This window comes from Rhodoblastus sp. 17X3, from assembly GCF_030056575.1.
Classification (GTDB): domain Bacteria; phylum Pseudomonadota; class Alphaproteobacteria; order Rhizobiales; family Beijerinckiaceae; genus Rhodoblastus.
Genome location: NZ_JASHHX010000031.1, coordinates 18,607 through 29,766 on the forward strand (window position 1 = coordinate 18,607; position 11,160 = coordinate 29,766).

At 64.3% G+C, this 11,160-nt stretch carries 12 protein-coding genes; 2 read left to right on the forward strand and 10 right to left on the reverse strand.

The window, feature by feature from the left end:
- Window positions 1–21: 21 nt before the first annotated feature.
- The 5 genes from QM467_RS18885 to QM467_RS18905 form a co-directional block, all read right to left on the reverse strand.
- On the reverse strand, window positions 22–1,407 hold the full coding sequence (locus tag QM467_RS18885) for a ribulose-bisphosphate carboxylase (protein ID WP_283367888.1): 1,386 nt from the start codon (window positions 1,405–1,407) through the stop codon (window positions 22–24).
- A gap of 100 nt (window positions 1,408–1,507) precedes the next feature.
- Entirely contained in the window at window positions 1,508–2,587 is a 1,080-nt protein-coding gene (gene fba, locus QM467_RS18890; RefSeq protein ID WP_283367889.1) for a class II fructose-bisphosphate aldolase, read from the reverse strand.
- A 10-nt stretch (window positions 2,588–2,597) separates the two neighbouring features.
- Complete coding sequence (tkt, locus tag QM467_RS18895) at window positions 2,598–4,610, reverse strand: transketolase (RefSeq protein WP_446737806.1); 2,013 nt, start codon at window positions 4,608–4,610, stop codon at window positions 2,598–2,600.
- 67 nt (window positions 4,611–4,677) lie between these two features.
- Window positions 4,678–5,553: a phosphoribulokinase gene (locus QM467_RS18900; protein WP_283367891.1), complete on the reverse strand. Its 876-nt coding sequence runs from the start codon at window positions 5,551–5,553 to the stop codon at window positions 4,678–4,680.
- A 12-nt stretch (window positions 5,554–5,565) separates the two neighbouring features.
- Complete coding sequence (locus QM467_RS18905) at window positions 5,566–6,633, reverse strand: class 1 fructose-bisphosphatase (protein ID WP_283367892.1); 1,068 nt, start codon at window positions 6,631–6,633, stop codon at window positions 5,566–5,568.
- Between the two features lie 106 nt (window positions 6,634–6,739).
- On the opposite strand from QM467_RS18905, the gene QM467_RS18910 reads away from it, so the two are divergent.
- The gene (locus QM467_RS18910) at window positions 6,740–7,678 is read left to right on the forward strand and encodes a LysR substrate-binding domain-containing protein (protein WP_283367893.1); all 939 of its coding nucleotides are present in this window, start codon (window positions 6,740–6,742) and stop codon (window positions 7,676–7,678) included.
- Between the two features lie 3 nt (window positions 7,679–7,681).
- On the opposite strand, the gene QM467_RS18915 is transcribed toward QM467_RS18910, so the two are convergent.
- The 3 genes from QM467_RS18915 to QM467_RS18925 all read right to left on the reverse strand — a co-directional run bounded on the left by QM467_RS18915 (window position 7,682) and on the right by QM467_RS18925 (window position 8,774).
- Window positions 7,682–7,876 carry a YgaP family membrane protein gene (locus QM467_RS18915; protein WP_283367894.1) on the reverse strand — a complete coding sequence of 65 codons (195 nt, stop codon included), beginning with the start codon at window positions 7,874–7,876 and terminating at the stop codon, window positions 7,682–7,684.
- 46 nt (window positions 7,877–7,922) lie between these two features.
- Window positions 7,923–8,267: a rhodanese-like domain-containing protein gene (locus tag QM467_RS18920; protein WP_283367895.1), complete on the reverse strand. Its 345-nt coding sequence runs from the start codon at window positions 8,265–8,267 to the stop codon at window positions 7,923–7,925.
- Between the two features lie 144 nt (window positions 8,268–8,411).
- Window positions 8,412–8,774, reverse strand: a complete 363-nt coding sequence (locus tag QM467_RS18925) for an ArsR/SmtB family transcription factor (protein ID WP_283367896.1) — start codon at window positions 8,772–8,774, stop codon at window positions 8,412–8,414.
- Window positions 8,775–8,959: 185 nt separating this feature from the next.
- Here QM467_RS18925 and QM467_RS18930 point away from each other — a divergent pair, with 185 nt between their 5' ends.
- Window positions 8,960–9,400, forward strand: coding sequence for a DUF6165 family protein (locus QM467_RS18930; RefSeq protein ID WP_283367897.1), 441 nt, complete (start codon window positions 8,960–8,962; stop codon window positions 9,398–9,400).
- Here QM467_RS18930 and QM467_RS18935 read toward each other — a convergent pair.
- Both QM467_RS18935 and QM467_RS18940 read right to left on the reverse strand, forming a co-directional pair.
- The gene (locus QM467_RS18935; RefSeq protein ID WP_283367898.1) at window positions 9,397–9,999 is read right to left on the reverse strand and encodes a DsbA family protein; all 603 of its coding nucleotides are present in this window, start codon (window positions 9,997–9,999) and stop codon (window positions 9,397–9,399) included. The two genes, QM467_RS18930 and QM467_RS18935, sit on opposite strands and share 4 nt — an antisense overlap.
- A 16-nt stretch (window positions 10,000–10,015) precedes the next feature.
- On the reverse strand, window positions 10,016–11,125 hold the full coding sequence (locus tag QM467_RS18940; protein ID WP_283367899.1) for an Mrp/NBP35 family ATP-binding protein: 1,110 nt from the start codon (window positions 11,123–11,125) through the stop codon (window positions 10,016–10,018).
- Window positions 11,126–11,160: the final 35 nt, after the last annotated feature.

An 11,160-nucleotide genomic window follows, 5' to 3' on the forward strand; every position in this document is an offset into this window, starting at 1 on the left:
CCGCGAGCCTCGCTGAACGCCTCAGGCGGCTTTGGAGCCGAGCTTGGCGCGCCAGTTCGGGTAGAGCGCGTCCGCGTCATGCGAAAAGCTCTCGAAGGCGCGGGCGAATTCCCGATGGTCCTTGGCGAACTCCACCGGGTCAGCGCCGGACTTCCAGCATTGCTCGGCCTGCCGCAGCGACCTGGCGCCAGCGGCTCCGCCATCGATATGGCCGAAGGCGCCGCCGCCCGCGGTCATGATCAGGTTGGAATGGCCAAGATTGGTGAAGAAGCCGGGCATGCGCAGGGCGTTCATACCGCCGGAGATGATCGGCGTGGTGGGGTTCATGCCCAGCCATTCCTGGTGGTAGAACGGACCATCGGCGCTGTCCTCGGTGATCATGTAGGCCATGGCCTTGTCGGCGGCCTCGCCCTCCATCTTGCCGTAACCCATCGTGCCGGTGTGGATTCCCGAGGCGCCTTGCAGGCGCGCCATTTTCGAGAGCACGAAGGCGGTATAGCCGCGCTTGGAGTTAGGCGAGGTCACGGCGCCGTGGCCCGCGCGGTGGTAATGCAGATATTGCTTCGGGAAATGGCGCCGCGCCGTGGTGATGGCGGCGGGACCCGCAACATAGCCGTCCACCAGGAAGGCGATGTGGTCGGCGTTTTCGCCGAAGGTTTCCAGGATATATTCGCCACGCGCAACCATTTCATGGTGATCGTCGGCAGTGATGTTGAACGAGAACAGCTTGGCCTCGCCGGTCTTGTCCTGGGCGCGGATCATGGCGTCATTGACCGCGCGCACGGTCTCCTTGAACGGCGCGAACACCTGATTACCTTGCGGCTCGTCATTCTTGATGAAGTCGCCGCCGAGCCAGAAATCATAGCAGGCGTTGGCGAAGGGCTGCGGACGCAGGCCGAGCTTCGGCTTGATGATGGTGCCGACGATGAAGCCGCCATTGACGACCGGGCGGCCCAGCACGCGCCACAGATCCTTGATCGTGGTCGAGGGGCCGTCGAACAGTTTCAGATAGGCGGGCGGCACGTAGAAGTCGTGCATCTTGCCATATTCGACATCGCCCATGCCCTGATTGTTGCCGATGGTCAGGGTCAGGAAGGAGGCGATCATCGCGCGGCCGTCGATCACGTTGCGGTCGAACAATTCGATCGGATAGGCGATCTTCGTGATCTGCTTCGCTTCGTCGATCTCATAGACGAGGGCGTCGACGCCGCGGGTGAAATCGTCGGTGGTCGAGACTTCGACATTGGTGCCGGTGGAGGATTCCGCCGCGAAATGGGCGGCCGTCTGGAGGTAGTTCCCGAAACCTTCCTTGGGCTTCATGATATACGCGACGAGAACGTGGCGGCCGCCCTCGATCAGCTGTTTTTCAGTGAGGTTGAGATTGGCGTAGCGATCTGACTGGTCCATTTTGCGTTTCCCTTTTCTGGCCGTCGCTTTGGATGGCGCTTGTCTTTGGGGCAATGGTTATTTGGACGATTGGGGAGGGCGCGCCGGAGCGCGCCTTCCATCAGGCGGCGGCTTTTTTCTCGATGTGCGGATCGAGCGCGCCGCTGGCGTAAGCCTTCGCCATTTCGCTCATCGGCTTGACCTTGATGAGGGCCGCCTGGCCCGCGCAGCCGAAGGCTTCGAAGCGGTCGCGGCAGACTTTGCCCATCGCGTCCATCGCCGGCTTCAGGAACTTGCGCGGATCGAATTCCGACTTGTTCTTGTTGGCGACGCGGCGGAACTCGGCGGTGGCGGCGAGGCGAAGGTCGGTGTCGATATTGACCTTGCGGACGCCGAACTTGATGCCGCGCACGATTTCTTCGACCGGCACGCCATAGGTTTCGCGCATCTCGCCGCCGTTCTCGTTGAACAGGTTGCGATATTCTTCCGGCACCGAGGAGGAGCCGTGCATGACCAGATGCGTATTCGGCAGCTTGGCGTGGATTTCAGCGATCCGGTCGATCGCCAGCACGTCGCTGGTCGGCTTTTTCGTGAATTTATAGGCGCCGTGCGAGGTGCCGATGGCCACGGCCAAAGCGTCCACCTTGGTCGCCATGACGAAGCGCAGGGCCTCGTCGGGATCGGTCAGCAGGCTGGCGCGGTCGAGCTTGCCCTCGAAGCCATGGCCGTCCTCGGCCTCGCCATGGCCGGTTTCGAGCGAGCCGAGGCAGCCCAGTTCGCCTTCGACCGAGGCGCCGACCATATGGGCCAGACGCGCCACTTCCGCGGTGATCTCGACATTATAGTCGTAGCTCCCGGGGGTCTTGCCGTCTTCCTTGAGCGAGCCGTCCATCATCACCGAGGTGAAGCCGTTCTGGATCGCGGACAGGCAGGTCGAGACGCGTTCGCCATGATCCTGATGGATGCAGAGCGGAATCTCGGGATACATCGCCTCAAGGGCTTCCATCATCTTGGCGAACATGATGTCGCCGGCATAGGCGCGTGCGCCGCGGCTCGCCTGGATGATGACCGGCGCGTTGACGGAACGCGCGGCCTCCATGATGGCGAGCGCCTGCTCCATGTTGTTCACGTTGAAGGCGGGCACGCCATAGCTGCGTTCAGCTGCGCAATCCAGCAATTGTCGAAGCGTAATTCGGGCCATTGCAGTCTCCTCACTTGATCAGTGTCTTGGCGGCGTCGACCACGGCTTCCGCGGTGATGCCGAAATGCTTGTAAAGTTCCCCGGCGGGCGCCGAGGCGCCGAAGCCGTGCATGCCGACGAACGCCCCGCGATCGCCCAGCCAGCGGTCCCAGCCGAAGCGCAGGGCCGCCTCGACGCCAACGCGCGGCGCGGTTCCGAGCACCGCGCGGCGATAGGCTTCGCCCTGGCGCTCGAACAGTTCCCAGCAGGGCATGGAGACCACGGCGGCCTTCACGCCCTGCGCGGCAAGAAGATCCGCCGCGGCGACGGCGATCTCGACTTCCGAGCCGGTCGCCAGCAGGGTGACGTCGCGTTCGCCGTCGGTTTCGCGCAGGACATAGGCGCCCTTGGCGGTCAGGTTTTCCGGCGTGGCCTCGGTCCGCAGCGCGGGCAGGGCCTGACGGGTCAGCGCGAGGGCCGAAGGCGTCGTCTTTTCCGCCAGCGCCGCCGCCCAGGCTTCCGCCGTCTCGACCGCGTCGGCGGGTCGGAAGGTCAGCAGGTTGGGCAAGGCGCGCAGCGTCGCCATATGCTCGACCGGCTGATGGGTCGGGCCGTCCTCGCCGAGGCCGATCGAGTCATGCGTGAACACATAGATGACCCGCACGCCCATCAGGGCCGAGAGGCGCAAGGCGCCGCGCGCATAATCGGAGAACACCAGGAAGGTGCCGCCATAGGGGATGAAGCCGCCGTGCAGGGCGATGCCGTTCATCGCCGCCGCCATGCCATGTTCGCGGACGCCGTAGTGGACGTAGCGGCCCGCATAATCGCCGGGCTTCACCGATTCCATTCCCTTGGTGATGGTCAGGTTGGAATGGGTCAGGTCGGCCGAGCCGCCGATGGTCACGTCGCTGGCGCCGTTGATCGCGGCGAGCGCGATTTCCGAGGCCTTGCGGGTGGCGAGTTTCGGCTTGTCGGCGACGTGGCTGGCGATCAGCTCCTTCAGCGCGACATAGATTTCGCGCGGCGTTTCGCCAGAGACTTGCGCCGTGAAGGCCGCGCCCTTGCCGCTCGCGGCGAGACGCGCGCTCCACTCAGCGTGGGCGGCGGCGCCGCGCGCGGAGACCTTGCGCCATTCGGTCAGGATCGGCTCCGGCACGACGAAGGGCGGGTGGGCCCAGTTGAGCTTGGCGCGGGCGCCGGCGATTTCCTCGGTGCCGAGCGGTTCACCATGGGCCTTGGAGGTTCCGGCGCGGGTCGGGGCGCCGAAGCCGATGGTGGTGCGGCAGGCGATCAGCCAGGGCCGGTCGCCTTGCGTCCGCGCCGTCGCCAGCGCATCCGTGATCTGCTTTTCATCATGGCCGTCGACGCGCGCCACGTTCCATCCCGCCGCCGTGAAGCGGAGAATCTGGTCCGTGGAGGTCGAGAGGTCGGTCGAGCCGTCGATGGAGATGTGGTTGTCGTCCCACAGCACGATCAGCTTGCCGAGCTTGAGATGGCCGGCCAGGTCGATGGCCTCGTGGGAAAGGCCTTCCATCAGGCAGCCGTCGCCGGCGATCACGTAAGTATGGTGATCGACCAGATCGTCGCCATGGCGCGCATTCATCATGCGCTCGGCGAGCGCCATGCCGACGGCGGTCGCGACCCCCTGGCCGAGCGGGCCGGTGGTCGTCTCGATGCCCAGCGCGTGGCCATATTCCGGATGGCCGGCGGTACGGGAGCCGAACTGCCGGAACTTCTGCAATTGCTCGATCGGCATGTCGGAATAGCCGAGCAGATAGTGCAGGGCGTATTGCAGCATCGATCCGTGGCCAGCCGACAGCACGAAGCGGTCGCGGTCGGGCCAGGCGGGGTTCGCCGGATCAATCTTGAGGAAGCGGGTGAACAGCACCGTGGCGACGTCGGCCATGCCCATGGGCATGCCGGGGTGGCCGGATTTGGCTTTCTCGACCGCATCCATGGCCAGTGCGCGAATGGCGTTGGCCATGTCCTGGAAGGAGGGCGCGGTCGCCGGGGCGCGTTCCGCGAGCATTGTCTCGGTCATCATGAACTCCTTGGAGAATTCTTGGGCGAATTCCTGGGCGAATTCTTGAGCGAAGCCTCGCCCAGACGGATCATTTCGTGCGGCGGCTGCGCTCGGTCAGCCGCAGGATCATCGGCGTGAGGATGAGCTGCATGGCGATGTCGAGCTTGTCGCCGGGAATGACGATGGAATTGGCCCGGGTCATCCAGCTGTTGTGGATCATCGAAACCAGATAGGGGAAATCGATGCCGCCCGGATTGCGGAAGCGGATCACCACCAGGGATTCGCCCGCGGTCGGGATCCAGCGCGCGATGAAGGGGTTCGAGGTGTCGACCACCGGCACGCGCTGGAAATTGATGTCGGTCTGCGTGAACTGCGGGCAGATGACATGCACATAGGCGTGCATGCGCCGCAGGATCGTGTCGGTGACCGCTTCCGTCGAATAGCCGCGCGAGGCGCGGTCGCGATGGATTTTCTGGATCCATTCCAGATTGATCACGGGCACGACGCCGATCTTGAGATCGCCCTGGCTGGCGATGTCGATCGTGTTGGTCTTCACGGCGCCATGCAGGCCTTCGTAGAACAGCAGATCGGAGTTTTCGCCGATCTCGCGCCAGTCCGTGAAATGGCCCGGCGGCACGCCGTGGCGCTCGGCCTCTCCGGCGTCATGGACATAGGTGCGCGCCATGCACTTGCCGGTCTCCGCGTAGGAGCGGAAGGACTTTTCCAGTTCGGCGAGCAGGTTCGCGTCCTCGGAAAAATGGCTGAAGGTCATGTCGCCCGCGTCGCGGCGGCGCGCCATTTCCGCTTTCATGTCGGCGCGGTCAAAGCGGTGGAAGGCGTCCCCCTCGATCGAGGCGGCGTTGATGCCCTCGCGGCGGAAAATCTGGTCGAAGGTGAATTTGACCGTGCTGGTGCCAGCGCCGGAGGAGCCGATGACGGAAATGATCGGATGCTTGATGGACATTCTCGTCGATCCTCAGTGCTGGAACAGGCCGCGCTCGGCGAACAGCGGCGAATGGGCGCGCTGGAAACGAGCGTCGGAAAAATAGCTGGCGATGCGCGCGACCTTCTCGATCGAGCCGAACACGAGCGGGGTGCGCTGGTGCAGTTTCTCCAGCTTCTTGGACAGGATGCGCTCGAAGCCGTCGGTGGCGCCGCCGCCAGCCTGCTCGACCAGCATGGCGACCGGGAAGGCCTCATAGAGCAGGCGCAGGCGTCCGTACTGATAGCCGGCGCGTTCGTCGCCCGGATAAAGGAAAACCCCGCCGCGCGAGAAGATGCGATGAGCCTCGCCGACCATGCAGGCGAGCCAGCGCATGTTGAAATCCTTGCCGTGAGGACCGCCGGCGCCTTCGATGCAATCGTCGATGAAGGCGCGGATCTGGTCCGGCCAATGGCGGTAGTTCGAGGCGTTGATCGCATATTCGCGCGTCGAAGGCGGGATGCGGACACTGCGCGACACCAGCATGAAGCGGCGCGACGCGGGATCGAGCGTGAATTGCGCCACGCCTTCGCCAAGCGTCAGCAGCAGGCTTGTCTGGGGGCCATAGACGACATAGCCAGCCGCGATCTGCTCCGAGCCCTGACGGAAGAAGGAGGCGGTGGCGTCGCCCGGCGTCGCGCGGAAAATGCCGAATATCGTCGCGATCGGCATGTTGCAGTCAATGTTGGACGAGCCGTCGAGCGGATCGCAGGCGACCGCAAGCTCGCCCGCCGGATCCAGTGTGAGGATGGCTTCCTCTTCCTCGGAGGCGTAGAAGGCGGTCGGCGTCTTGCGCAGGGCGTCGATGATCACGCCGTCGGCAATGACGTCGAGCTGGCGCTGCTTGTCGCCGTCGGCGTTCTGCGCGCCGACCTCGGAGCCCAGGGCCCCGTTCAGCGGCCCGCCTGCGATGATCTCGGACAGCGCGATTCCGGCCTGCGCCAGGCCGGCGATGGTGCGCGCCAGATTGCCGCGGCCTTCGGCGGCGGCGGCCCAGCTTGAAAGATAGGCGTCAAGGCTTTCGCTCCCGACGTGCGGCGCCGGCGCGTTATTGATGGTCATGGGCATTCCTCCTGGCCCGCTCTTGCTGGCTGGCCTGAAGTCACCTTGGGCGCTCTGCTGCGAAAAATAAATTTAAAAAAATGCAACTATCTCTTAGAATATCTAAATGGTCGATCTCAGAGGACTCACCCGAAAGCAATTGCGCGCACTGGCCGCCACGGTCGAGCGCGGCTCGGTCACCGGCGCCGCGACGGATCTGCATGTCACGCCGCCCGCCGTCAGCGTTCAGCTCAAATTGCTGGAGGAGCTGATTGGCGCGCCTTTGTTCCGGCGCGCCAGCGACACGCCTTTTGCGCCCACGGAAATCGGGTCGGAACTCCTGTCCATGGCGCAGGACGTGGAGCGCCTCGCCGTGCGCGCGGGGGAGCGCATCGACGCCCTGAAGGCGGGCGCGTCCGGCTCGCTGGTGTTTGGCGTGGTGAGCACGGCGAAATATCTCGCGCCGTCGATCGTGGCCGCGTTCCAGCGCGAATGTCCGGGCGTGCGGGTTACGCTCTCGGTTGGCAATCGCGAGGAAATCGTGCGCGGGCTGGAGCGCAACGAATATGACCTGACCATCATGGGCCGGCCGCCGGCCCATATCGACGCCGAATCAACGACCCTGGGCGACCATCCCTATGTCATCATCGCGCCGCCCGACCATCGCCTCGCCGGCGATCCGGACATTCTCGCCGAGGACCTGCTGCGGGAGCGGTTCCTGGCGCGCGAGGAGGGCTCCGGCACAAGGGTGCTGATGCATCGCCTGCTGGAGCGGATCGGCGGCGGGCGCGCGTTCGAAATCGTGGAAATGGGCACCAACGAGACGATCAAGCAGTCGGTGATGGCGGGATTGGGCATCGCCATGATCTCGGCCCACACCTGCCTGACCGAGATCGCCGACGGCCATCTGGTCGTGCTGCAGGTCTCGGGCATGCCCTTGGTGCGTCAATGGTACCTGCTTAACCGCGCCGACCGCGAGTTGAGCAAGGCGGCGCAGAAATTCCGCGCTTTCGTGATCGAGGGACGCAGCAAGCTATTGCCCAAGCTCTCCGCCTTCGGGCTTTAGCCATTAGCGGTTGTCGTGCAGCCCCATCCTGCGGAACAGGTATGAAGGCGGGCAAAAGCCGGTGAAGGCCGATTGCAGCAGGTTCAGGCCGATGAAGGCCGTGAACAACAGGAACCAGGGCGAGACGAAATAGACGAGAGCGACGGAGATCAGCACCATCGTCCCCGCCAACGCGCGCACGGCGTCATTTATTGTCATTGGAAAACCTCTTTCGCCTTCGATTCTTGAGCGCGGCGCGCCCGTTTCAGCGCGCGATCGGCATCTCATGCCGGCGCCATTCGGAAATGCCGCCGCCGATATGGCCTTCCGCCTGAAACCCCAGTTTTTTCGCCTGGTTCAGCGCGTTTCTCGAGCGCATGCCGGATTGGCAATAGAAGATGATTTTCTTGTCCTTGGGGAGCTTCGAAACGGAAGCGGCGAAACGCGACATCGGAACATGCACCGCGCCGGGAATATGTCCTCCGGCCCATTCATGGTCCTCGCGCACGTCGACCAGCACGCGGGCGCCGTCTTTCTCGCGCAGGAGATCGCGCAATTCGCCGGGGGTGAAAGTCTTGTAATCGCCGCCTGAACCGAACCAGCCGAACATCTTTTTCGTCTCCTAGCCGCCAAGTCGCATCAGCGGCGGCAGGGCCTCGCGCTGAACGAGCGTTATTTCATATTCGAATGTATGTATATAAAAAGGCGAGGCAAGGCAACAGAATTCCCGCGCGGATTCATCTGCGCCGGCCGTTCACTCGGCGCGGGGCGCCCGGCGCCGTTTCGGCGGCTGGCAGAACACGGAATAAAGCGCGGTGAGAATGGTGCGCACGTCGTCATTGGCAAGGCGATAATAGACGCTCTTGCCGTCCCGGCGCGTCGTGACCAGCCCGTCGAGACGCAGCCGCGCAAGTTGCTGCGACACCGTCGACTGGCGTTGGTCCAGAATCGTTTCGAGATCGCCGACTGATTTTTCGCCCTCGGAGAGAATGCAGAGAATCAGCAGGCGCGATTCATGCGCCAGCGCCTTCAGGAATTCGCTGGCTTCCCGCGCGTTCCGCGTCATCTGCCCCAGATCCACGGACGCGTCGCGTTCTTTCAGCTTCGGCAAAGCCATGGCTGACCTTTTCACCTGAGTTTGCGTATTTATTTGATAAATATACTTTATTCTTTCCCGCGTAAAGAGTCTGAGCCGAATATAAGATATATGAACGTAATGATATAACTCCCGCTCGCCCGCCAATTCCGCGCAAGCTCCATCCGCCAAACTGCCTCTCCGTGAAATTAGTGGAGGACAGAGCGATGGAGGCGCGGGCATTTCGGCTCCCGGCGGCGGCTCCCGGCGACGCCAGTGCGGTGACGATCCCGGTTTCAGCCGGCGAATTGATCGACAAGATCACGATCCTGTCGATCAAGACCCAACGCGTGCGCAACGCGCAGAAGCGGCTGATGGCGGCGCAGGAGCTGGCCTTGCTGCAACGGGCGGCGGGCCCAATGCGCGTGGCGGACGCGACGGGTGAGATAGCTGCGCTGTCGCGTAATCTCGAAGCGGTCAACGGCGCGTTATGGGATATCGAGGACAGCTTGCGCGCGATGGAGAGCGCCGGGGATTTCGGCCCGGCTTTCATTGAAGCCGCGCGAAAGGTCTATCGGCTCAATGACGAGCGGGCGCGGCTGAAGAATGCGGCCAGCGCCGCCGCCGGCTCCGTCCTGATGGAAGTCAAGGAGCACCCCGCCTATTAGGATTTGGCCTTCAGCGCCGCCCCGAAACCATCCGCGCCCGGCCAGCCGGAAAGCAGCTTCGTTCCGATGATGAAGGAGGGCGTTGTGGCGACTCCGATGTTATCCAGGAAACGCGCCTGCGCGATGATGCGGCCGCGCACGTCCGGGCTGTTGGCGGCCTCGGCCAGTTTCGCGAGATCGAAGCCCATCTCCTCGGCCACCGCGAGGGCGGCGTCGCCGTCGATCATGCCCTTGCGCGCATATAGCCGACGATGGAATTCGTAAGCTTTGTCCGGCCCATGGAGAATGAGCGCGGCCTGCCGCAGCTTTGCGGCCTGCACCGAGCCAGCCGCCAGCTGCGGGCTGTCCATCAGGCCGAGCCGCAGCTTCTTCTTCGCCACCATCGCGTCAAGCGTCTGGAACGCCGACCGGCAATAGGAGCAGTTATAGTCGAAGATCTCGATCGCCGACGGCCCCGTTCCGAACCAGGACAGGCCGGGAACAGTCAGGGGATCGGCGCCCGCCGGCAACGCGACGAGGGGCAGATCATCTAGCGAGGCCGCGAGGGCGCGCGCTGAAGGGGCAAGCGCGAGGCCTGCCAGAAAGAGCCGGCGATCCATTTAAACTCCTTGAGGCTCAGCCGATGGAAAAGACGGGTCCGGGCCGGTTTTCCTTGGCCAGTTCCGCGAGCACGGCGCAGGCGAGCTCGAAATAGGGCTTGGCCTGCGGCGAATCCGGAGCCGAGGCGACAATCGGCGCGCCAGAATCCGAGGTTTCGCGGATCTTGATGTCAAGCGGCGACGCGCCGAGGAAAGGGACGCCATGTTTCTCGGCTTCCACCTTGGCGCCGCCATGGGCGAAGATTTCGGTGCGTCCGCCGCAATGCGGACAGAGGAAATAGCTCATGTTCTCGAACAGGCCGAGCACGGGGGTCTTGACCTGGTTGAACATGGCGACCGCGCGCCGGGCGTCGATCAGGGCCATGTCCTGCGGCGTCGAGACGATCACGGCCCCGGCGAGCGAGACGTTCTGCGCCATGGTGAGTTGCACGTCGCCGGTGCCGGGCGGCATGTCCACCACCAGAATGTCAAGTTCGCCCCAGTCCACGTCGCGCAACAATTGCTTGATCGCGGTCATCACCAGCGGCCCGCGCCAGACCACGGCGGCATCCTCGGGCACGAGGAAGCCGATCGACATCAGCTTGACGCCGAATCGGACGAAGGGCGCCAGCAGCTTGCCTTCGCCGGTGAAGCTCGGCTTTCCGGAAACGCCGAACAGCAACGGCAGCGAAGGACCGAACACGTCGGCGTCGAGCAGACCGACCTTCACGCCCCGCGCGGCCAGAGCCACGGCGAGATTAGCGGCGGTGGTGGACTTGCCGACGCCGCCCTTGCCGGAAGCGATGGCGATGATCTTCTTGACCTTGTCGAGGCCCGGGCCCTGGGCGGGGGCGGGCGTTGGGCCGTGACCATGCGCGGCTCCCGGCGCGACGGGCTGCGGCGCGCGTTCGGCGGTCAGCGCCACATAGGCGGCGGCGACGCCGGGCAGGGCCTTCAGCGCCTTTTCCGCGGCGAGCCGCATCGGCTCGCTGGATCTGGCCTGTTCGGGCGCGACCGCGATGGTCAGATAGACCTTGTCGCCGGCGATGACGAGCCCGGACAAGGCGCCCGATTGCGGCAGCGGGGTCTTGGCGTCCGGTCCCGGAATATGGCTCAGCGCGGCGAGCGCCTCTTCATTGGTGGCCATGGTCACTCTCTGCATTCACGTGTTGAGGTCGCTTG

What these genes read in the sequence shown, in the direction of transcription:
- QM467_RS18885 (WP_283367888.1), bottom strand. Translation starts at nt 1,407, where the DNA reads ATGGACCAGTCAGATCGCTACGCCAATCTCAACCTCACTGAAAAACAG.
- fba (WP_283367889.1), bottom strand. Translation starts at nt 2,587, where the DNA reads ATGGCCCGAATTACGCTTCGACAATTGCTGGATTGCGCAGCTGAACGC.
- tkt (WP_446737806.1), bottom strand. Translation starts at nt 4,610, where the DNA reads ATGATGACCGAGACAATGCTCGCGGAACGCGCCCCGGCGACCGCGCCC.
- QM467_RS18900 (WP_283367891.1), bottom strand. Translation starts at nt 5,553, where the DNA reads ATGTCCATCAAGCATCCGATCATTTCCGTCATCGGCTCCTCCGGCGCT.
- QM467_RS18905 (WP_283367892.1), bottom strand. Translation starts at nt 6,633, where the DNA reads ATGACCATCAATAACGCGCCGGCGCCGCACGTCGGGAGCGAAAGCCTT.
- QM467_RS18910 (WP_283367893.1), top strand. Translation starts at nt 6,740, where the DNA reads ATGGTCGATCTCAGAGGACTCACCCGAAAGCAATTGCGCGCACTGGCC.
- QM467_RS18915 (WP_283367894.1), bottom strand. Translation starts at nt 7,876, where the DNA reads ATGACAATAAATGACGCCGTGCGCGCGTTGGCGGGGACGATGGTGCTG.
- QM467_RS18920 (WP_283367895.1), bottom strand. Translation starts at nt 8,267, where the DNA reads ATGTTCGGCTGGTTCGGTTCAGGCGGCGATTACAAGACTTTCACCCCC.
- QM467_RS18925 (WP_283367896.1), bottom strand. Translation starts at nt 8,774, where the DNA reads ATGGCTTTGCCGAAGCTGAAAGAACGCGACGCGTCCGTGGATCTGGGG.
- QM467_RS18930 (WP_283367897.1), top strand. Translation starts at nt 8,960, where the DNA reads ATGGAGGCGCGGGCATTTCGGCTCCCGGCGGCGGCTCCCGGCGACGCC.
- QM467_RS18935 (WP_283367898.1), bottom strand. Translation starts at nt 9,999, where the DNA reads ATGGATCGCCGGCTCTTTCTGGCAGGCCTCGCGCTTGCCCCTTCAGCG.
- QM467_RS18940 (WP_283367899.1), bottom strand. Translation starts at nt 11,125, where the DNA reads ATGGCCACCAATGAAGAGGCGCTCGCCGCGCTGAGCCATATTCCGGGA.